This is a genomic window from Clostridium sp. 001, assembly GCF_019056555.1.
Taxonomy (GTDB): Bacteria; Bacillota; Clostridia; order Clostridiales; family Clostridiaceae; genus Clostridium_B; species Clostridium_B ragsdalei.
In genome coordinates this window covers 1,577,081-1,599,023 of the sequence record NZ_CP020473.1, presented here as the reverse complement: position 1 = coordinate 1,599,023, position 21,943 = coordinate 1,577,081, and the positions used below count along the sequence as shown (strand labels likewise).

23 protein-coding genes and 1 riboswitch are annotated in these 21,943 nt (G+C 30.6%); of the genes, 14 read left to right on the top strand and 9 right to left on the bottom strand.

All coding sequences use genetic code 11. From position 1 onward, the window contains the following. Positions 1 to 59: 59 nt before the first annotated feature. Positions 60 to 482, bottom strand: coding sequence for a Fur family transcriptional regulator (locus B5S50_RS07230; RefSeq protein ID WP_065077008.1), 423 nt, complete (start codon positions 480 to 482; stop codon positions 60 to 62). A 428-nt stretch (positions 483 to 910) separates the two neighbouring features. On the opposite strand from B5S50_RS07230, the gene cobC reads away from it, so the two are divergent. The 6 genes from cobC to B5S50_RS07200 all read left to right on the top strand — a co-directional run bounded on the left by cobC (position 911) and on the right by B5S50_RS07200 (position 4,746). Next, on the top strand, positions 911 to 1,504 hold the full coding sequence (cobC, locus tag B5S50_RS07225; protein WP_217303465.1) for an alpha-ribazole phosphatase: 594 nt from the start codon (positions 911 to 913) through the stop codon (positions 1,502 to 1,504). A 54-nt stretch (positions 1,505 to 1,558) separates the two neighbouring features. Next, positions 1,559 to 2,317: an adenosylcobinamide-GDP ribazoletransferase gene (gene cobS, locus B5S50_RS07220; RefSeq protein ID WP_065077006.1), complete on the top strand. Its 759-nt coding sequence runs from the start codon at positions 1,559 to 1,561 to the stop codon at positions 2,315 to 2,317. A 33-nt stretch (positions 2,318 to 2,350) separates the two neighbouring features. Next, the gene (gene cobU, locus B5S50_RS07215; RefSeq protein ID WP_065077005.1) at positions 2,351 to 2,899 is read left to right on the top strand and encodes a bifunctional adenosylcobinamide kinase/adenosylcobinamide-phosphate guanylyltransferase; all 549 of its coding nucleotides are present in this window, start codon (positions 2,351 to 2,353) and stop codon (positions 2,897 to 2,899) included. 29 nt (positions 2,900 to 2,928) lie between these two features. Next, positions 2,929 to 3,975, top strand: coding sequence for an FAD:protein FMN transferase (locus tag B5S50_RS07210; protein WP_217303464.1), 1,047 nt, complete (start codon positions 2,929 to 2,931; stop codon positions 3,973 to 3,975). 295 nt (positions 3,976 to 4,270) lie between these two features. Further along, on the top strand, positions 4,271 to 4,465 hold the full coding sequence (locus B5S50_RS07205; protein WP_065077004.1) for a DUF1858 domain-containing protein: 195 nt from the start codon (positions 4,271 to 4,273) through the stop codon (positions 4,463 to 4,465). A gap of 80 nt (positions 4,466 to 4,545) precedes the next feature. Continuing rightward, positions 4,546 to 4,746 (top strand): DUF1858 domain-containing protein, encoded by a 201-nt coding sequence (locus B5S50_RS07200; protein WP_065077003.1) that lies wholly within the window; start codon positions 4,546 to 4,548, stop codon positions 4,744 to 4,746. 34 nt (positions 4,747 to 4,780) lie between these two features. Here the strand turns inward: B5S50_RS07200 and B5S50_RS07195 are convergent, their stop codons facing one another. From B5S50_RS07195 to B5S50_RS07175, 5 genes are all read right to left on the bottom strand, one after another. Continuing rightward, positions 4,781 to 5,689: a cation diffusion facilitator family transporter gene (locus B5S50_RS07195; RefSeq protein WP_065077002.1), complete on the bottom strand. Its 909-nt coding sequence runs from the start codon at positions 5,687 to 5,689 to the stop codon at positions 4,781 to 4,783. A gap of 487 nt (positions 5,690 to 6,176) precedes the next feature. After that, a complete protein-coding gene (locus tag B5S50_RS07190; RefSeq protein ID WP_065079513.1) occupies positions 6,177 to 6,752 on the bottom strand; it encodes a transposase in 576 nt (191 codons plus the stop codon). Then, on the bottom strand, positions 6,715 to 7,254 hold the full coding sequence (locus B5S50_RS07185; protein ID WP_217301872.1) for a winged helix-turn-helix domain-containing protein: 540 nt from the start codon (positions 7,252 to 7,254) through the stop codon (positions 6,715 to 6,717). The genes B5S50_RS07190 and B5S50_RS07185 overlap by 38 nt, the downstream gene beginning before the upstream one ends. Positions 7,255 to 7,684: 430 nt before the next feature. Further along, positions 7,685 to 8,329 (bottom strand): undecaprenyl diphosphate synthase family protein, encoded by a 645-nt coding sequence (locus tag B5S50_RS07180; RefSeq protein WP_065077001.1) that lies wholly within the window; start codon positions 8,327 to 8,329, stop codon positions 7,685 to 7,687. Positions 8,330 to 8,429: 100 nt separating this feature from the next. Beyond that, positions 8,430 to 9,278 (bottom strand): YitT family protein, encoded by an 849-nt coding sequence (locus B5S50_RS07175; RefSeq protein WP_065077000.1) that lies wholly within the window; start codon positions 9,276 to 9,278, stop codon positions 8,430 to 8,432. Positions 9,279 to 9,869: 591 nt separating this feature from the next. On the opposite strand from B5S50_RS07175, the gene greA reads away from it, so the two are divergent. Further along, the gene (gene greA, locus B5S50_RS07170) at positions 9,870 to 10,334 is read left to right on the top strand and encodes a transcription elongation factor GreA (RefSeq protein WP_013240169.1); all 465 of its coding nucleotides are present in this window, start codon (positions 9,870 to 9,872) and stop codon (positions 10,332 to 10,334) included. Positions 10,335 to 10,434: 100 nt separating this feature from the next. After that, positions 10,435 to 10,535: riboswitch (SAM riboswitch) on the top strand. A gap of 143 nt (positions 10,536 to 10,678) precedes the next feature. On the opposite strand, the gene B5S50_RS07165 is transcribed toward greA, so the two are convergent. Together B5S50_RS07165 and B5S50_RS07160 are read right to left on the bottom strand one after the other, a co-directional pair. Continuing rightward, complete coding sequence (locus B5S50_RS07165) at positions 10,679 to 11,248, bottom strand: flavin reductase family protein (protein ID WP_065076999.1); 570 nt, start codon at positions 11,246 to 11,248, stop codon at positions 10,679 to 10,681. Positions 11,249 to 11,501: 253 nt separating this feature from the next. Further along, positions 11,502 to 13,079, bottom strand: coding sequence for a DEAD/DEAH box helicase (locus B5S50_RS07160; RefSeq protein WP_065076998.1), 1,578 nt, complete (start codon positions 13,077 to 13,079; stop codon positions 11,502 to 11,504). Between the two features lie 185 nt (positions 13,080 to 13,264). Between B5S50_RS07160 and B5S50_RS07155 the strand changes: the two genes are divergently transcribed. The 3 genes from B5S50_RS07155 to B5S50_RS07145 all read left to right on the top strand — a co-directional run bounded on the left by B5S50_RS07155 (position 13,265) and on the right by B5S50_RS07145 (position 16,834). Next, positions 13,265 to 14,515, top strand: coding sequence for a pitrilysin family protein (locus B5S50_RS07155; RefSeq protein ID WP_065076997.1), 1,251 nt, complete (start codon positions 13,265 to 13,267; stop codon positions 14,513 to 14,515). Positions 14,516 to 14,724: 209 nt separating this feature from the next. Further along, positions 14,725 to 15,576 (top strand): recombination regulator RecX, encoded by an 852-nt coding sequence (gene recX / locus B5S50_RS07150; RefSeq protein ID WP_065076996.1) that lies wholly within the window; start codon positions 14,725 to 14,727, stop codon positions 15,574 to 15,576. Positions 15,577 to 15,646: 70 nt separating this feature from the next. Then, entirely contained in the window at positions 15,647 to 16,834 is a 1,188-nt protein-coding gene (locus B5S50_RS07145; RefSeq protein ID WP_065076995.1) for a transglutaminase family protein, read from the top strand. 42 nt (positions 16,835 to 16,876) lie between these two features. Here B5S50_RS07145 and B5S50_RS07140 read toward each other — a convergent pair whose 3' ends face one another. Beyond that, entirely contained in the window at positions 16,877 to 17,236 is a 360-nt protein-coding gene (locus B5S50_RS07140) for a tetratricopeptide repeat protein (protein ID WP_065076994.1), read from the bottom strand. A gap of 230 nt (positions 17,237 to 17,466) precedes the next feature. Between B5S50_RS07140 and B5S50_RS07135 the strand changes: the two genes are divergently transcribed. Genes B5S50_RS07135 through B5S50_RS07125 form a run of 4 tightly spaced genes read left to right on the top strand, consistent with a single transcriptional unit; the run spans position 17,467 to position 21,691 of the window. Continuing rightward, positions 17,467 to 18,396, top strand: coding sequence for a GyrI-like domain-containing protein (locus tag B5S50_RS07135; RefSeq protein WP_065077059.1), 930 nt, complete (start codon positions 17,467 to 17,469; stop codon positions 18,394 to 18,396). A gap of 29 nt (positions 18,397 to 18,425) precedes the next feature. Further along, positions 18,426 to 19,691: a hypothetical protein gene (locus tag B5S50_RS21535; protein ID WP_254306731.1), complete on the top strand. Its 1,266-nt coding sequence runs from the start codon at positions 18,426 to 18,428 to the stop codon at positions 19,689 to 19,691. A gap of 18 nt (positions 19,692 to 19,709) precedes the next feature. After that, positions 19,710 to 20,720: an ATP-binding cassette domain-containing protein gene (locus B5S50_RS21530; protein ID WP_254306730.1), complete on the top strand. Its 1,011-nt coding sequence runs from the start codon at positions 19,710 to 19,712 to the stop codon at positions 20,718 to 20,720. Next, complete coding sequence (locus B5S50_RS07125) at positions 20,711 to 21,691, top strand: serine hydrolase (RefSeq protein ID WP_065076992.1); 981 nt, start codon at positions 20,711 to 20,713, stop codon at positions 21,689 to 21,691. Before B5S50_RS21530 ends, B5S50_RS07125 begins: the two co-directional genes overlap by 10 nt. The last annotated feature ends 252 nt before the right edge of the window (positions 21,692 to 21,943 follow it).

The window sequence follows — 21,943 nt, the reverse complement described above, 5'->3', positions numbered from 1 at the left end:
ATAGGCAGTTACCTTAATTATGAAAGATAACTGCCTTAGATTTTTGCTGCTTACGAGCATTATTCTTTAGAATTTTTTTGGCAGTCTTTACATATGCCGTAAAAATAAACCTGATTACTCAATACTTCGTAGTCAACACAATCTTTAATTTTATCATTTAAATTAGAAAAACAAATTCCTTCTACGTCATCTACTTTCTCACAAACTATGCACTGTATATGAGAATGAGGATGAACATTTCCATCATATCTAAAGTTACCTTCTCCTATATTGATTTCCTGTACTAACTTTACGTCAACTAAAGTTTTTAAAGCTTTATAAACAGTTGCTAGGCTCATAGTAGGATATTCTAGCTGAAGGGCTTTATATATGGTTTCAGCTGAAGGATGCTTCTTAGTAGATTGTAAATATTTGTATACAGCAATACGCTGAGGGGTTAGTTTTAGCTTTTTTTCTCTAAAAATAGAAGTTAAATTATCCATATACACCATCCTTATTTTATAATCTATTCTACTATATAATAAAAGTTATTAGTTGTCAAAATTAAATTTATAGTAATTACTGTTATAAGTGTTATATACTTATATTTATTAAGATAACATGTATATACTTGTTAATAAATATACAATACGTAATTGTAATAAAATCATCATAAATTAATAAAAAGTTATAAAATATATATTTCTTATTATAAAAAGTCTTGATTATTAAGAAAATTGTGGTATTATTAACTTGTAAAAGTTAATAAATTAACATACTTTATACCTAATTCTCATTTAAAATAAGAGAGGAGATTTTCCCTCTTATTTTTTTACGTTTATACTGAAATTTGTATATTTTATTTAGATATTATATAATAACTAAGGTAAGTTAGCATGCATTGCTGGCTTTATGCAGGAGGATAAAACTCATGAATATTTATTTTGTAAGACATGGACAAACAAATGAAAATAATAATAAATATTATTATGGAAGACTTGACGTATCTTTAAATGAAAAGGGTTTAAGTCAGGCGGAACAGACAAAAAACCTTTTAAGTAATATAGACTTTGATGATGTTTATGTAAGTGACAGAAAGCGAGCATCTCAGACAGCTAAGATAATTTTAGAAGGTAATTCTAAGAAAATTGTTATAGATGAAAGATTAAATGAGATGAACCTTGGAAAGTTTGAAGGTAAAAATTACAAAGAAATAATGAAACTTTATCCTGAAGAATGGAAAAAGTGGAGTGATGATTGGAAAAGTGTGTCACCACCTGAAGGAGAAAGTTACGTTGAATTTTATTCTAGAGTAAAAAGCTTTATGGATGATATTTTAAAGTTAAACAAAGATAACGTTTTAATAGTTACTCACAGCGGTGTTATAAGATCAGTTTATTGTTATGTTTTAGATGGTATACTAGATTTTTTCTGGAAATTTGCTTCAAAAAATGGAGACGTTACTCTAGTTAAGTATGAATATAGTAATTTATTTATAGATAGTATTACCCACGTTAATACATAATATTGATTACAATTTTATTCAAATATACTATAGATTATACTAGGAGGAATTACTTTGAAGAATTTAATAAATGATTTTTTTTTAATGGTTCAATTTATGACTAGAATTCCAATTAATAAAAGCTTCTCTTGTGAACAAGAAAATTTTAGGAGAGGCACCGTCTTTATGCCAGTCATAGGACTATTGGTAGGGGGGATTCAATGGATAGTGTACAAACTATGTATAATGGTACTCCCTATAAGTGTAAGTGTAGCTATCATACTTTTACTTGGTATAATGCTTACAGGTGCATTGCATTTAGATGGACTAGGAGATATGAGTGATGGATTTTTTGCTTTTAAAGGTAATGACAAAATTATAGAGATAATGAAAGACAGCAGAATAGGAAGTTATGCTTGTGCTACTATAGTTATGGATATAATATTAAAATACAGTCTTCTTTGTTCTATAGTGCCTAGGTTTTCTTTTATAATAATAGCTGCACCTGTTATAGGTAGATTTTCAATAGTATTTATAGCTTTTATAGGTAAAACGGCTAAGAAAACAGGAACAGGAAACTTCTTTATAGGCAATATAGGAAAGCTTCAGATGTTTTTAGCACTCGTTGTAACTATTGCCATTTTGCTTTGCGGTATGAATCCAAAATATGCTGCTATAATGATACCTTCCGCTTTGATTATGGCACTTTTAATAAATGTATTTTGCAATAAAAAAATCGGAGGCCTTACAGGAGATTTATTTGGGGCAGATAATGAAATGGTAGAAATACTTACTATGATAATAGCTGCTGTTATACTTACTAAGCTATTATAAACAGAGTTATTGGCATGAGATGGAGGATAAAATATGGGAAAGATAACTTTAATAACAGGCGGCAGTAGAAGTGGAAAAAGTACCTTTGCAGAGAAAATTCTTGAAAATGAAGATGACGTACTTTATATAGCAACTGCTGTAGTTACGGACAGTGAAATGAAAAAGAGAATTGAGAAGCATAAACTAAGAAGAAATCAGAAATGGGAAACTTATGAAGGCTTTACTAAGTTAGACAAGGCTATAGAAAAATCAAGCAGTAAATACATAATGTTAGAATGTATAGGAACTATGGTAACTAATATAATTTTTGAAAAAAACTATGACTTTGACAATATTACATCTGAAGACATAGAAAAATTGGAAGAGGATATAATTAAGGAAGTAGACAATATAATATCTTCTATAAAAGATAGTGACAAGCATATTTTAATTGTTACTAATGAAGTGGGATATAGTGTAGTGTCTGAGTATAAGCTAAGTAGAGTATTTGTAGATATTTTAGGAAGGGTTAATCAGTTTATAGCTCGCTTTAGTGATGAAGTATATATGGTAGCTTGTGGTTTGCCTATAAAGCTAAAGTAAATTATTTTTTATTAGAAAGGTTAAATGATATGAAACATAGTAGAAAACTAAATATATTTTTAATTGTCATAATTATAGTTTCTATAATTCCTTTAACTTCTTGTGTAAAAGACAATGTGCAACCTGTTTCAAAAACTGAATATATGCTTGGTACTATATGTACTATAACTGTATATGACAATAAGCCTGAATCAGTTATAGATAAGGCTTTTGTTAGAATTAAAGAAATTGAAAATAAGATGAGTGTAAATAAACCTGGCACAGAATTGGATGCAGTGTCAGATGCTGCAGGCAAGAATTTTGTCAAAGTATCCAAGGATACATTTTATGTTTTAAAAAAGGGAAAATACTATTCAGAGCAGTCATCAGGGGCTTTTGACATAACAGTTGGACCTTTAGTTAAACTATGGGGAATAGGAACAGATAATGCCAGACTTCCTTCTCAAAGCGAAATAGATGAAAAGAAATCACTTATCAATTATAAAGATCTACTATTAGATGAAAAGGATAGTAAGGTAATGCTAAAAAGACAGGGTATGTCTTTGGACCTAGGCGGAATTGCAAAGGGATATTCTGCAGATGAGGCTGCGAGAATATTAAAAGAAAATGGAGTTAAACACGCCATTGTGAACCTGGGAGGAAATATTTTAGCTATAAATACTAATACTAACGGAAAACCATGGAATATAGGAGTACAAGACCCTTTTAAAACAAGAGGAGATCCTGCTGGGGGCTTAAATGTTACAAATAAAACTGTAGTAACTTCAGGCATATATGAAAGGTACTTCGAAAAAAATGGAAAAAAATATCATCATATATTAAATCCCTTTACAGGGTATCCTATGGATAATAATTTAGCTAGTGTTACTTTGGTCACAGATATTTCCATAGATGCTGATGCCATGACTAAAAATATATTTTATCTAGGAGTGGATAAGGGAATGGACTATGTAAACAAAAAAAATGGATTACAGGCCATATTTATTACAAAGGATAAAAAAGTTTATATTACAGATGGATTAAAAGGTAAATTTGAAATTACTAATTCGAATTTTAAGCTTATGAATAAAAAATAATTTTATCTGATAAATAGGATGAAAAGGGTAGAAGTAGAATATATAATTGCTGCACATTATAATATGCGATTATTTGTGAGATGGCAAATAATAAATAGCAAGGAATTATATATAAAACTTGATATATGACAAGTTTAGTAGTATTATGATGGTGACAATATCTATTAGGTAATAATGTACTTAAATAATAAGTACAGACTTGAATTTTATATTGATAAAGATTTGAGTATAAGGTAAGTTCGCTGTATAAAATATATTTAATGTAATTATAATAATGTAGGTGGAGGTATTTAATATGTCTGAAATAACTAAGAATATGACTATAGCTGAAATTATTAAAATGAATCCAAAAAATGCAGAAAGATTGATGACTTTTGGAATGGGATGTGTGACTTGTGGTGAATCTCAAGAAGAGACATTAGAAGAAGCTGCAAACGTACATGGATTAAATGCAGATAATTTAGTAAGGGCATTAAATGCACTATCTTAGGATTAGAATTTGTTAATAAAAAGTATATTAAAAATTAAATGAATATATAAATTAAAAAGTGAAAAGTGAGGTTAAAAATTATGGCAAAGATATCTAAAGATACAACTATAGGTGAAATAGTAAAAATGAAGCCAGCATATGCTGAAACATTGATGAATTTTGGAATGGGATGCATAGGCTGTCCTGCATCTTTAGCAGAAACAGTTGAGGAAGCTGCTACAGTACATGGTATTGATGTTAACAGTTTAGTTAAAGCTTTAAATGAAGTAGAAGATAAATAATAAAAAACATTAAAATAGATAGGATGATAAAATCCTATCTATTTTTGCATTTTGCTGTATCAGCAAGTCTACAGCTATTACATTTATCGTCACAGGATTCCAGATGAATCATTACTTCCGTATTCTGAAGTGAGTGACTCATTTCATTTTCTATGTCATCACACAATTTATGGGCAACTTTTATATGCATATCTTCAGGAAATACTAAATGCACATCTACATATCTTTTATTTCCAGATTTCCTAGTTCTTAATCTGTGAAAACTGCAATATCCGGAACTGTATTTAGATATACAATCTTTTACAATGCTAATTTCCTTATCAGATAATTTTACATCTACTAATGGATTAAAGGCTTTTTTTAACAGACATAAGGCTTCCTTTAAAATAAATAAAGCTACAATTACAGCTATTATAGGATCTAGAAAATGCAGTTTTGTAATCCATATTAGAAAAAGCCCTAAGCCAACTCCAAGGGAAGTATATACATCTGTTTTAAGATGAAGGGCATCTGCTTCTAAAGCAATAGAGTCAGTTTTTTTAGCTACTTTATATAATCTTTTGGATACTAAAAAGTTTATTGCAGCAGAAAAAAACATGACAAAAAATCCCAGACTGGATGAGGCTACTTCTCCTCCGCTTAATATCTTTTTTATAGCTTCTACTATTATCCATATGGATGCAACAAATATAAGCAGTGATTCGATTACACCGGATACATTTTCGAATTTACCGTGCCCGTAAGGATGCTCTGCATCTGCAGGTTTGGATGATATTTTAACAGAAAAAAACGATATTATAGCTGCAATTAAATCCATAGTTGAATGTATGGCTTCTGATAGGATACTAACTGATCCCGTAATTATCCCAACTATTAATTTCATAGTTATTAAACATGCATTAGAAATTATAGAAAGTCTTGCTGTTTTTACTTTTTCATCCATTTAAAAAACATCTCCCCTAAAATTTAGTAGTTATCAAGTGATAAGAACTAATACCTATTATAATAGGACAAAAATCATTATAAGTCAATAGAAAACTACTTCGATATGTATTCTCAATTGATAAAGAAAATTGACTTCAACATAACCTAAATGATAGGGAAATAAACACACAATTTATTATATGTAAATTAAACAAATATGATTATAGGGTTTGAAGTTTGAAAGTAACCTTATACAAAGCATGTAATGACAAATTTCAGCACCATAAAAACTTTTGACAAGTCTAAAACTCGGTATTTTGAAAATCTGAGAACCTTATCTAAACTCGTACCTCAAACATATCTAAGCTCCTAAGATTTTCTAAAATACCTCGCTAAGACTTATGGAAAAGTTTTTAAAGGTGTTTTCAACTTCGTCATTACATTTTGTGTATAAGTTAAAATTTCAATTAGAAACATTATATAGGGTTTCTAAGTGATAATTTAACTTATACTAGGAAACTTCTAGCATAAGCTAATGAATGAATCTTAGCAAAATTAGAATTAAGTTCGTCAAAAAGAATTTTAATATCTGATACTAATTCCCATATACAACTTCTAGCAGATGGTTTAAACAACTTTGCTTTTAGGTTTCTCCACATATTTTCTTGAGGGTTCATATATGGGGAATACCTTGGTAGAAGTACTACCTTCAATTTATCTTTGTTATCATAGTAAAAGCTTTGCATTAGCTTACTTGTATGGGTTTTAGCATTATCCATAAATATTACAATTTTTTTATTAGGATTAAGTTCCATCAGATATTCTATATGCGACTTAATTTTTTCAGATGTTATAGATTCTTGGGAAGAATAAACATCATTGACAGTATGAAAATTATTTAAAATTGAAGTAGACCCTACAATATTTACCCCTTTATGCGAAGCATTCTTCTCTAGTATAGGGGGATTACCTACAGGGCTCCAAGATGAATAGTTGTCCGACTCTATGCTGATACCAGTCTCATCTAATGCATATACAATAGTATCAGATGAAGACTCTAAAGTATCTAGCAGTTTTGGCATTTTTTTTAAAAGCTTCTTGTTCATCTTTATCAGCTTTTGTAGGTTTAGGTTGAGATCTTTTATAAGATATATTATGAGATATTAAAATGGATCTGATAGTTTCATTACAAACTTTTACTCCATATGTTTTTTCAACATATAGAGCTAAAAGCGCTAAAGTCCAAGTATGACATGTAAAATCAAAATCTATAGGGGATTTTTTTAGAACTACGTCTATAAGATCATCAACTATTTCTGGTTCTAATTTAGCTTCACTACCGCCACGATGATCTTTTATAGCTTTGATGCCAACTTCGTTCCAATTTTTAATATGTTTAACTATAGATACTTTACTTAGACCTGTTTCTATCATAATATCTCTATTTGAGCATCCTCGATATCTCATAGTAACCACAGCTAATACTAATCTAGTAAATTTAGAATTCGTAGTGTTTTTTAGCTCAATTAAATCTTCAATTTTATAATCATACAGTGATTCTATTTCAAATGATTTTCTTCCCATAATTAAAACTCCTTTCTCCGTACATTTAGTATTTGGAGAAGAATTTTAATTATTCTGTATAAGTTAATATTTTAGTTAGAAACCCTATAGATTTAGATGGGTATTGTGACTTAAAAATCAACTTATACGTATGAATATTTTTACAATAATGAAGCTCTTTTAAATATTTTGTATATAAGTCTTAATAGTTAGTTCACAATTCACAATTTCAGTAGATTTTTCTCCGCAAGTGTTATGAAAAATCTAAACAATAAGTACTATGAACTTTAAATCTTTAGATTTTCTGTGACAACAGAAAATCATCGTTAATTGTTAATTGCTAATTAGTTACTTAGACTTACCAAAATATTTAACGAGCTGAAGGTTGTAAAAAATATACGAAGTATAAGTTGATTTTTTACTTAGAAACTCTATATTTAAATTAAGAAAATTAACCACCTAAAGTTATATCCTGATCGTTATACCATTTTAGAGCATGCATTAAATGTTCCATTTTAAAATCAGGCCAATAGTCATCTATTATGTAAAAATCTGAATATACAGATTGAACTGGTAAAAATCCACTGAGCCTTCTTCTACCACCCCATCTTATTATTAAATCTACTCTTGATATATCATGGGAATTTAGACTGGATATAATGGAATGTCTATTTGTAGTTGATAAATTTTTAGTTTTACCTAAATCCCATTCCCATCCGTAATTTACTAAAAAATTAACTTTTATTCCCCCTTTACCGAAATTTTTTCTAACCATATAAGGGAGAAGTTCTTTTGGAAACATAGGAGAGTCAGAGTTTCCAACTACTAAAAGAGAAGCATTTTCTTTTGAAAGTATTTTTACAGCTTCTATACAAGCTTTGGTGAAGGCTTTAGCTTGAATTGATGGTCTTTTAGTATTATCTGTAGTGAATCCATAATAGGTTAATTCATTTATCCCTAATTTTTCACATAATTTAAATAATTCTATTCCAGGTTTTAGACCAAAACTATATCCTTTTTCTTTACTTAACCCTCTTTTAACTGCCCAGCGCCTGTTTCCATCTGGAATTATACCTATGTGATTTGGCAGTGCCATTTTTACATCCTCCTCTAGTTTAAGTACTAATTTAAATTATTACCAAGAGTTGGATTATTATTCTACAATGAAAATTAAATATAAAAAACTACAAAGTTTTTTATATTATACGAGTAAATCCTTCTCCTAGTACTTCATTTACATCATTTACAGTAATAAAGGCCTTGTCATCTAAAACTTTTATATAATTTTTTAACTTTAAAAACTGTTTTCTGTCCAAAATGGTGGTTATAACTTCTTTATTGCTATTTTTATAGGCTCCTTTGGCGTAATAGATAGTTGCACTTCTAGATAGTTCATTTACAATATATTTTTTTATATTTTCACCATTGTTACTTATTATAGCCACTTGCTTATAGGAGTTCAAACTTAATATAACTTTATCAATTATAGTAGAGTTCAATATTACTCCAAGAATTGCATACATTCCTTTATTTACTCCAAGTATTAGGGTTGCTGCTATAGTTATTGCGATGTCTGCCATCAAAACAGATTTGCCTATACTTATTTGAGTGTATTTGTTTATTATTTTTGCAATTATATCTGTTCCACCAGTAGAGGCGTTTAAGTTAAAAACAATGCCCATACCTAATCCACATATGAGTATGCCTAATATGAGTTGAATTAAAATATCATTGCTGAAAGGCTTTATATTAGGATACATTTTTCCCATTAAAAGTACAAGAGCAGATATAGAAAAACTACAAAATATGGTTTTACCACCAAACACAGGTCCAATTACAATTATACCAATGGTAAAAAGTATAACTTCCATGCCCATCATTAAAAGACCTATTGGAATACTTGGAAATATACTGTTTATAATTATGGCTATACCGCTTGTTCCTCCAGCTGCTATATGATTTGGAGCTAGAAAAAAATAAGTGCCAAAAGCTACAAAAAGTGAACCTACTAGTATAAGAAAAATATCTTTCAAATTTATTTTCATAAGTCAAAGCCTCCTATATATAATTTCTATTTAATTTCGTAGTTTATTCATCAAAAAAAGCACATAAAACCCAAGTAAGAAATTCTTAGATTTATATGCTCTCATTACACACAAATTCATTGTGAGAATGTCTTTTTAAATTTACTTCCAATAATATTATATAATGATAGATATTTTAATGTCAATGTTATACAATATTTATTAACTCAACTTTCGCAGTTTAAAAACATTGCGAAGCAATTAATTCACAATTAAGGATGATTTTTTTCTGTTAAAACTTCAGAAAATGTAAAATGTAGCACTATTGAAGCAAAGCTTCAATAAGCTTTAAATTTTAAATTTTAAATTTTTCGCAGCACAGTGGAGAAAAATCTACTGAAATTGTGAATTGTGAATTGATTACATTTAACTTGTATTATTTAATTAGTAATATTATAATAAAATAGTAAAGTAAATAAATGTATAAAAGCTATTAAACTTATACAAAATTTATCAAGTTTCGCAGCAAAGCCTTATCAATGAATCTTACTTATTGAAAGTGTTACAGTAGGTAGCCATCAGATAAAATTTAGAATAGTGGGTGATTTTTTTATGCAAGATGTGATTCTTACAGAATCAGGTAAAAAAAAGTTAGAAGATGAATTAGAATACTTAAAAACAGTTAAAAGGGTAGAAATTAAGTTAGCGTTGAAAGCAGCACGTGCACAAGGTGATTTAAGTGAAAATGCAGATTATGATGCTGCAAAAGATGATCAATCTATGACTGAGACTAGAATACAGGAACTTGAAGCTCAGCTCAAAAATGCAGTAATAATAGAAAGCTCTTCAGAAGCAGACGTATTCGATATAAATAAAACCGCATTAGTAAAATTTTGTGACGTAGATGAAACTGAAGAAGTTACCTTAGTTAGTACAGTAGAAGCAGATGTTAAGAATATGAAGATAAGTATAGAGTCTCCTTTAGGAAAGGCACTTTATAAACTAAAAGTAGGTCAAAAGGCAACTGTGGCATCTCCTGATGGAAGTTATGATGTGCAGGTTGAAAAATTATTGTAAAATAAGTGTGTTGAATGTTTTATTTTTATAAGTTAAATTGATGAAAATATGTTGACAAATAATTAGCAGTTTGCTACATTTTATTAAATTAAATATTAAGTTCTTATCAAGAGCGGTAGAGGGACTGGCCCTATGAAGCCCGGCAACCTGGATGTAATCCAACGGTGCCAATTCCAGCAGGTATTACCTGAAAGATAAGAAGTGGAAGAATATTAATCTTCCTGTAGGCTTATCTACAGGAAGGTTTTTTTGAGTATAAAAAGTTTTTAGTGTGATGAAATTTGTTAGTATATGGCTGGTATAAGTAAACTTTCTACTTAGAAACTCTGTATTTTAATTTAAAACTACCTTTTCTTTTTGACGGAAAATCCAAATTTGCCTAGAGGCTTTGAATTTATAGGAAAGTATTCTCCGTGAGAATAACATATGAGATCAGCTTTTTCTAAATGTATTTTGCCCTTATTGTCTATTAGATTTTCATCTACGTGAACTGATGAAATTTCAGCTATAAATAAATGATGGCTTCCAAGAGGAATTATATTTTTAACCTTGCATTCCATGTTAACAGCACATTCTTTAATACAAGGAACGGATATTTTTTCACTTTTTTCTAATTCTAATTTACATTCTTTTATTTTATTAAAGTCTTTGCCAGATTTTACACCGCATAAATCTACAATTCTGGTTAAATTTCTAGAAGGAAGGTTTACTGCAAATTCCATTGTCTCCTTTATGTATTTATAGGATAATCTTTCTGGTTTTATGGCTATAGTAATCATAGGTGGTTTAGTACATGCATTACCTACCCAGGCAGCAGTGAACACATTTATATCTCTATTTTTACTTTTTGAAGTTATAAGTACTGAAGGTACAGGATTCAGCATACAACTGCCTTTAAAAAATATTTTAGACATTGTAAATCTCCTTTTCTATTAAATTATTCTTTTAAAATCTATTTAATATGAAGTATCATGGTAAATGTTGTTATGATAAAAATTTTTGCAATTATATATATAATTTTTATAGATATAAATTTGTAATTATAATTTAGAAACAATATTTTTAAATTACAAAAAGCCCCAAAACCCTTAAATTGAGACATATTCCTTGGGACATAGGGCTTAATTGTTTTATTATAAGACATTTAAACAGTATACTAAAAGTAAACTAATGAGATTTTTTACTTTTAGCCACTTCAACTGAAACTCTTCTTCCCTGAAGTTTTTTACCATTAGTTTTTTTCAATATAATAGAAGATACTCTTTCTGGGACATTTATAAATGTAAATTTATTTAGTATATCTATATCACCTATTTCATAGGCTTCAACTGAAGAAGTTTCACTTATAAATTTTAAAAGTTTTCTAGGAGTTAAATTATCCATTCTACCTATGGATAGGAATAATCTAACATCTTTTTCATCTACAGTTAAGGAATTTTCCTTATAGTCAAAGCTCAATTCTTTGTCAAAAATTATTTTCATAAGAGCAGCTGCTACGTCTACTAGATTGTATTCTTCATCTAATTCAGTTGCTATAGGAATAAAATTTTTATAATTGTCTTCAGATATAATATTTCTAACTTGTTCTTCTATATTTTTATACTTAGCTTCATAAATATCATCTACTGTAGGAATTTCCTTCCTTCTTATCTTGCTTTTAGTAAATTTCTCTATTTGCTTTAAAAGTATGTATTCTCTAGGTGTTACTAAGGAATATGCAATACCTTCTTTGTTTGCCCTTCCGGTTCTTCCAATTCTATGGACATAAGATTCTGTGTCCTGTGGGAGGTCATAATTTATAACGTGGGAAACATTTTCCACATCTATACCTCTTGCAGCTACGTCTGTGGCAACTAAGAATTCAAGGGAACCTTCTTTAAACTTTCTAAGGGTATTTAATCTCTGGTTCTGTCCCATGTCACCGTGCATACCTTCTACATTATATCCTCTAGCTTGCAAACCTTCTACTAATTCATCTACACCACGTTTAGTTTTGCAAAATATTATGGCACTTGAAGGTTCATCTACGTCTAGAATTCTACATAAAGATTCAAATCTATCTTTTTGTTTTATCTCATAGTAATATTGTTTTGTTTTCTCTACAGTTAATGTGTTCTTAGCTATTTTTATGCACTTAATATTTGACTTCATATATCTGGAAGATAACTTTTTTATCTGATCTGGCATAGTAGCAGAGAAGAGCAATGTCTGTCTGTCAGAATTTGCGGCTTTTATTATGTTTTCTATATCTTCTATAAAACCCATATCCAACATTTCATCTGCTTCATCTAGTATTAAGAATTCTATATTGCTAAGATCTAAAGTTTTCCTCTTTATATGATCAAGTATTCTTCCAGGGGTGCCTACTACTACATCTACACCTCTTTTTAAAGATCTAATTTGCCTGTCTATAGGTTGACCACCGTATATAGGTAATAGGGCTACTTTTTTGAATTTAGCAATTCTGGACAACTCATCATTTACTTGAATTGCAAGTTCTCGAGTGGGAGTAACTATAAGAGCTGAGATGTGTTTGCTTTTGGTAGTTATCTTGCTTAACATAGGTGCTCCAAAAGCTAAAGTTTTTCCTGTACCTGTCTGTGCCTGACCGATTACGTCATTCCCATCTAGTATTACAGGGATTGATTCAGCTTGAATTTGCGATGGTTCTTCAAATCCCATATCATCAATTGCTTGAAGAACCTTAGGATCTAAATTTAAATCACTAAAATTAATATTTTCCATTAAAACTCCTCTTTCTTTTTTATATTACAAAACAAAGTTTATCATATCATAGTATATACATATTATCAAATTTTAATTTAATTTTCTGTAATTAACAATTAGTCTAATTTTATGCTCTTTCTATTTCACTGTATATAAATTATAATATAATGTATGATAGTTTTTATTTAAAGAGGAGAATTTATATGTTTGATGCTAGACAAAAAGTTTTACCTAATGGTATAAAACTTATTACTATAAAAAGAGATACTTATATAGCGGCTTTTCATGCTGGAATTAAAATAGGAGCTATATATGAAAGTGTTCAGGAAAAGGGCATATCACATTTTATTGAACATATGCTTTTTAAGGGTACTAAGTCTAGAGACAATAAAAAATTAAACAATGATTTAGAAATTCTGGGGGGAGAATATAATGCATATACAGACAATAATTCTACAGTGTATAGTATTACCTCATTAAGGGAAGAATTAGAAAAGTCTGTGGAAATTATTTCCGATATGTTTATAAATTCTATATTTCCGGATGAAGAAATTGAAAAGGAAAGAGAAGTTATATTATCAGAAATAAAAAGCAGTAAAGATGATATAGAAGCTTATAGTTTTGAAAAAGTAAATAAACTAGCTTTTAAAAAAGGTCCATTGAGATATGATACTGCAGGAGATGAACAGGGAGTAACTAAATTTACAAGGAAAGATTTAATTGAATTTTATAATAATTATTATGTTCCTAATAATTGCTTCATAACAGTAGTTTCTTCTTATGAACACGAAGAGATTTATGATTTGGTATGGAAATATTTTAAAGACTGGAAGTACAAGGAATTTACTAGAAACGACATAATAATTGAACAAAATATACCCTGTAGGGAAGTCTCTTATAAAAAAGATATAGAACAGAGTACTATTGTGTATCTTTTTACTTTTTATGGATTAAATGAAAAAGAGGAATTGGCACTCAAAATATTGAATCATAGATTTGGTGAAAGCAGCAATTCTATTTTATTTAGAAAACTAAGAGAGGAAAAAGGACTTGCTTATGATGTATATACGGATTTGGATTTAACTACGGGAGTAAAGACTCTATATATATATACTTCAGTCAGTGAAAAGAATATAAAATCTGCTATGAATACTATAGAAAAATGCATATATAAAGTAAAGAATGAGGAAATAAAATTTGATGATAATACTATAAACTTAATGAAGAAGATATTAAAAACTGCAGTAGTATTTACCCTTGAAGATGCCACAGATATAGGAAATTATGTTTTACATCAGGCTATAGAAGGTGAAAGTATATATAAATGTATTGATGATATAGATGAAATTGAAAGTATAACTAGAGAAAATATATATGAAGTGGCTAGAACTGTCTTAAAAGATCCAACGATTCATGTTTTAAAAAGAGAATCTAAACGCAGCAGTTTTCACTAATGAAATTATCTGATGGCTACCTACTGTAACACTCCCACTTCTATCAAAGTGGGAGATAACAGTAGCTATGACCCTAGATAATTCATCTAAACTTAGTGGAAGAAACAAAACTCTAAAGAGAAAGCGACTATCATCAAATCAAAGATTTGGGATATCTGCTTTTCCCACTAAGTAAGATTTATTGATGTATAATATGGGGGAGGGCTAGGTTGAGTAATTATACAGTAACTAAAATTGAATTACAAAAGAAAAATAAAGATAGGGTAAATGTATATATAAATGAAGAATTTGCATTTGCCTGCAGTTCAGAACTTGTATATAGTTATGGAATATCAAAGGGAACATCTGTTGATGTGAATTATTTAAAAAGTATAATTGAAGAAGATAATTTTATAAAATGTAAAAGTAGTTCATTGAAAATTATAGAGAGGGTTTATAAAACAGAAAAACAGATTAAGGATAAATTAGTTCAAAAACAATATGATGAAAATGCTATTTCAAGGACTATAAAGTTTTTAAAAGAATACAAATTTGTAGATGATGATAAGTTTACAGAACTTTATATAAAAGAAAAGATTTATTCTCAAGGTAAAAATAAAATAAGATATTCCCTTATTAAAAAAGGAATAAGCGAGGATATTATAAGTAAAAAGTTGGATCTTATAGATGAAGAACAGGAGGAAAAAGCTGCTTTTAACATAGCAGAAAAAAAGTATGCTGTGCTTATAAAAAGCGAAAACAACTTAAGAAAAGTATATGAAAAATTGGGAAACTACTTGGCAAGAAGCGGATATAGTTTTGAAAAAGCAAGGACAGTATCGGATAAAGTCATAAAAAAGTATGCCAAGCTAGAAGATGAGGAAAAGGAAAGTTTTCAAGAAAGTATACAGGAAAAAAGTAAAGATGAACTATATAATCTGGCAAGTAAAAGGTATAGGATAATAACTAAATCAGAAACAGATAGAAATAAAATATATAGGCGGCTTGGAGAATATCTTTTAAGAAGGGGGTATTTATGGACAGATATAAAGAATACATTAAATGAATTATTAAAGGATTAGAATGCTTGTATATGAAGTGATGCACAATCACTATCAATAAATTTTTTGCCATTTAGAGGTGATTATTATTATGAAAGTAAACCCTATAACTTTAATGATAGGGGGAATATTTTTATATCCCATCATAAAGGGATTTTTATTTAAGTTTTCTTCTAATGATTTAAAATTGGATATTGATGATGTAAGCAGAAGCATTTCATTTATAATATCTCTGATAATAGGGATATATTTTGGTAAAAAGATATTTATACAGCATGACCAGGGTATATATGAAAAGATATATAATTTAATACCTCAAAATCTCACACAATACTTTGACAACAATAATTTTATAGTATATGCAGTCCTTCTTCCCATTCTAATATTTATATGTTATAGAATAATAAAATTATTTTTTAATTTAGTAAATCGTATTATTTTCTATCCTGTGTTAGATAGTATAGATAGGTTTTTAAGACCAAAGGGAAATATGTTTAAGAGAATAGCAGGAATGGTATTTGAGCTGCCTAAGGCAGTATGTTATGCTCTTTTAGTTGTATTTGTATTAAATATAATGTCTATATTAAATGTAAGTCCTAAATTGAGCACATACTTAGAGGGCTCAAAGCCTTATAAAAGCATTTGCAAAGAAGTAGTTATTCCCGTTACTAATTCTACTATTGCAAAACAACTGCCAAATGTAATAAATAATTCTTTTAAAATAGTAATAAGAAATGCAAATTCAAATGAAACAAAGAGTGTAGATCAATTAGATAGGGTTAAAAATGAAGCCAATACAGTAGTTTATTATAATGGAGTTACTTTAGATGAAGGAGTAAAATCCAATAGTGAAATAAATAGTTTAGCTAAAGCACTTGCCTCAGAAGGGGGTAATACCAATGAAAGAGCAGAAATGTTATATAATTGGATAGGTACTAACATAAGCTATGACCATGAGAAGGCAAATAAGGTATTGAACAATGAATTCAATGTAAAATCAGGTGCAATCCCAACTTTTTATTCTAAAAAGGGAATTTGTTTTGACTATTCTTGTCTGTATGTAGCTATGGCTAGAGCCAATAACATGAAGGTAAGACTTATAACTGGAGAGGGATTTAATGGAATAAGCTGGGTAAGTCATGCGTGGAATCAAGTATATATCCCTGAAAAAAGTAAATGGATAAATGTGGATACTACCTTTTACAAAGGGGGAAATTATTTTGACAGCAGGAGATTTCAACTTGATCATAAAGATGCACAGATAGCAGGAGAATGGTAGCATAAGTAAGTTCCACTCATATTGTGTTAGAGTGGTACTTACTTATTTTGATTTTGTTATATAGTTTTTTAATATGGCATTTATTGCTTTTTCACAATCAGAGTCCTCATTATTCAGGCACCATGCGTTGTTAAAATATATGAGGGCTTTTTTGTTATCTTTTATCATAGTGTAGCAATATCCCAGGTTAAAAAAGTATTTACTTTCTCTCTTTATATTTAGAGCAGAATTTAATAAGTTAATTGCTTTTTTGTAATCTTTAAGTTTTATGAAACATACTGCTGAATTATACAGTGAGGATGCTTCATTATCTTTTATTTGTATTGCCTTTTCATACATATCAATAGCCTTTTTGTAATCTCTGTCATTGTAGTATTCGTTAGCCTCTTGAAAGTAGCTCATTTTAATCCTCCTCGGTTCCTATGGAATTTCATAGTTCTTTAGTAAATTTATATCCATATTTTCTAAAAATATTCCATTTATATTTAAAAATGTGCTTAGAAGCTTTATATTATTGTAGGATCTAAAGGATTTTAAACAAGGAATACAGTATTTATATAGTAAGATGTAATTGCTTATATAAAGAATTGGGAGATGAGGTAAAATTGAAAAAACATTTTGAAAGTCTTCATATGTCAGATCTAAAGTGTCAGGAAGAGTACATACGAAGAATTCATAAAGTGCAGGATTACATCGAGTATCATTTAGGACAGTCTCTGTCCATTGAGGAACTTTCCAATGCCGCTGGATTTTCTAAATATCATTTCAGTCGGATCTTTCAGGGTATGTTACATGAACCGTTAGCACATTATGTGAACCGGATTCGCATGGAGAGGGCATTGTTTCTGTTGGCACACCGGGCAGATAAAAATATAACGGACATTGCTTATGAACTTGGATTTTCGGATTCAGCTGTATTTTCTCGGGCATTTAAGAATTATTATGGAGTTAGTCCAAGAGAATACCGGAAGGAATATAGCAAGAATTGCAAAGATTCTTTTTTATTGTCTGAGTATAATAAGGACACAGCAAAGAAAGAATGGACGGGTAATCCTTTTTCTGTTACCGGTAAGATTACCATAGAAAATCTCGAGGAAAAACAGGTTGTTTATGTAAGGCATACAGGTACTTATGAGACATTAGCAAAAGAATATGCCAATCTAATAAAGATGTTATTTGTTTATGCAAAGAAACAGCACCTTCTTGTGAATGGTCAGAATTGGCTGCTTGCCATGTACCATGACAATCCGGAATTTGGAGAGGAGAGCCAGTTTCGTACTAGCCTGTGTCTGACGGTTCCAAAGGACATAGCAGTTAAAGAAGATGGAGTTCTTGGCAGGATGGAGTTAGAAGGCGGTCTGTATGCGGTGGGACATTTTCAGCTTCAGAAGGAACAGTTCAGTGATGCCTGGAATTATATGTACCGGGAATGGCTTATGGGCAGTGGCTACATTCCCAGAGATTCATATCCTTTTGAAGTATACCTTAACAATCCGGATGACAGCGAGAGTCATATCATTAAAGTGGACATTTATGTTCCCATTGAGTCCATTCATTTCTAATATGCTTAAAATCTATTTGGGGTGAGTATATGGAACAAATCAACATTCATGGAGCACGAATTCATAATCTAAAAAATATTGATTTAACGATTCCTAAGCATGAACTGGTAGTCATTACAGGCATCAGTGGTTCTGGAAAATCCAGTCTTGCATTTGATATTTTGTTTGAAGAAGGTAAGAACCAGTATCTACGGTCGATTGGCATTATGGCTGGACTTGATAACGAGGATCGGTTCGATACGATTGAGGGAATTGGTCCAACGGTGGCGGTACACCAGAACACCATAAGGCAGAGTAATCCACGTTCTACAGTGGGCACAAAGACTGGAATTCTAAATCAGCTGGCTCTTATCTATGCCAGTGATGGAAAAATTTTGGATGAGCATATGGAACATCTATCTCCAAGTTTATTTCTTTATACAACGGCTGATGGAATGTGTATTAGCTGTAAAGGAAGAGGTTCTTATTATGATATCAATCTTAAGCAGTTAGTTCCAGATAAAACAACAACGTTATTAGAGGTTTATGATAGTCTTAAGGTAACCAGTGGTTTCTTACGGATTTTAAAGAAGAAATACGGTATGTATTTTGATACCTCATTTTGGCAGCTTCCAGAAGATATTCAAGACGAAGTGGTTTATGGAACGTATGATAATGGGAAGCAAAGCTACTGCTTAGAACGGATACTAAGAAATGCTTATGAAAAAGGTGAGGATGTGGAGGAAGTTTATGTGAAAATTATCTGCCCAGATTGCCATGGTGAAAGGGTAGGCGATGATGCGAGAAAAGTCTTTTTTCATGGAAAGCGGATTGGTGAACTGGCACAGATGACACTGGCAGGTCTCCTTGATTATCTAAATGGAATACCTGGAGAAGAACTTTCCCAGTTTAGTAAGAATGCAATAAAAAATGTGAGGCGGAAATTAAATCAGCTGATTAAGTTTCGCTTGGGACATCTAACTCTTTATCGTGAGATGTCATCCTTAAGTGGTGGAGAGGTGCAGCGCATCTTTCTTCATCTTCACCTGGAGTCAAAACTAGATTCACTGATTTATGTCTTTGATGAACCAATGGCAGGATTACATCCATCTGAGAAGCAAAGCATGATTGAAGCGATAAAGGAATTAAGAGATCTTGGTAATACAGTGATTGTGGTGGAGCATGATAAAGAGATGATTAGTCAGGCTGATCATATAATAGAAATTGGTCCGAAAGCAGGTATAGAAGGTGGAACAGTAGTCTACCAGGGGGACTATAAAGACTATGTAAAAGCAGATACACTGCTTAGCAAGTAGCTTTCTCACAAATGTGATATGCCACAATGTGAGAGTAGAACAGATACATTTGATAAGAAAGACTGTATAATCCTAAAACATGCTAATATTCATTGCTTAAAGGACCTTACAGTAGCATTTCCACTTCATGTTATGGTTGGAATTGCAGGGCTATCTGGGAGTGGAAAGAGTTCTTTGATAGAAGACACTTTATTAAAACGCATTACTAGTGCCAGAAAATATGGTCATGCATCTGGTATAACTGGGGTAGAACGGATAAGCAGTTTTGCCAAGATATCGCAGGAGCCTATTGGAAAAAGTGCCATTTCTACACCTGCCTCCTATATAGGAATCTGGGATAAAATCCGCGAGCTTTTTGCAAAACAACCGGAAGCAAAAATAAGAAACATGAATGCTGGATATTTTTCGTTTCATTCCAAAGGGGCATGTCCGGACTGCGGAGGGAGTGGATATGAAAGAATATTTTTGACCTCAAATTTTTCTGTTGATAAGCTCTGTCCTACGTGTCACGGCAAGCGATTTCAGGAAGAGAGTCTTTTGGTGAAATATAAAGAAAAAACCATTACGGATGTGTTAGAGATGAGTATTATAGAAGCTGTTTTTTTCTTTGCAGATCAAAGCAACATTGCAAAACCGCTGCATATCTTAGATCATATGGGCATGGGATATTTAACACTTGGTCAGCCAACTTCTTCATTAAGTGGTGGTGAGGCGCAGAGAGTCAAACTTGCCAAAGAACTGGGGAAGCAACGGGGGGGAAATATGCTTTATGTACTGGATGAACCAACAACCGGGCTTAGCATGTATGATACGGCATTGTTGCTAAAACTATTAGATCATCTAGTTACGAATGGAAATTCAGTGATTATCATTGAACACAATATAGATGTATTAAAAAACTGTGATTATATTATTGAACTTGGTCCAGAAGGTGGAGATATGGGTGGCGAGATAATTGCGAAAGGAACACCAGAACAGCTTACAGCTAATCCAAATTCCAAGACAGGGAGGTATCTTATATGCTCTTGAAGACGAAAATGGAAAAGATAATAAATAGCAGCTATAACAATATTGGAGGAATGATAGTGTTAAAAAATAGTAAAATACTATATGAAAACTACTTTAACGAATGTAATGCTGCTAGTACTTTCCATGTTTTTTCAGTTACCAAAAGTATTGTTTCTATATTGATTGGCATTGCCATAGATAGAGAATATATCAAAAGTATTAACCAAAAAATACTGGATTTTTTTCCCGATTATACAGTTAAAAGAGGAGAAAAGACGATACAGAATGTTACACTTAAGGATATGCTTACAATGACAGCTCCGTATAAATATAAGTCAGAACCCTACACAGAATATTTTGCAAGCGATAACTGGGTAAATAGTGCACTTGATTTATTAGGAGGCAAAGGAAAAATAGGAGAATTTAGATACACTCCTCTCATAGGCCCAGATATTTTGTCTGGTATTCTTGCAAAAACAACTGGACAATCTGTACTTGATTTTGCAGCAAAATATTTATTTTTACCACTGGATATTCATGTGGAAGGCAATATAGTCTTTCATAATAAGAAGGAACAACTTGACTGGTATAAAGAAAAAAATGTTAGAGGATGGGTTGCTGACAGGGCTGGAGTAAATACAGCAGGATGGGGTCTTAATCTGACTACCACGGATATGGCAAAGGTAGGTCAATTATATTTAGATAAGGGAATATGGAAGGGTAAACAAATTATTTCGTCAGATTGGATAAATGAGAGTACAAAGGAACATAGCATATGTAAGCAGTGGAAGCTGTCGTATGGCTATCTGTGGTGGATTATTGATGACAAAGAACATGCTTATGCAGCTATGGGCGATGGTGGAAATGTGATTTATGTCAATACGAAGAAAAAAATGATAGTAGCTATTGCTTCTCTTTTTATACCACGTGCTAAAGATAGATTAAAATTTATTAAAGGGTATATTGAACCAATGTTTGAGAATTTTGCATAAACCATGGCAATAATGGATTGAAGGTTATAAAAACGTTGCGAAGCAAAGTTTCACAAGTTAAGAATTAATAATGAAGAATTAATAATGAAAGATGATTTTTAGCTGTCGCAAAAAATCTTTAAATTTATATAAATCAGCAATGTTCCGCTTTAGCGAAACGAGTGGTGAAAAACTTAATCAAAGATTTTTTGCAGTATAACGGAAAAAAATCCACATTAACTATTAATTCTTCATTCTTAACTATTAATTTTT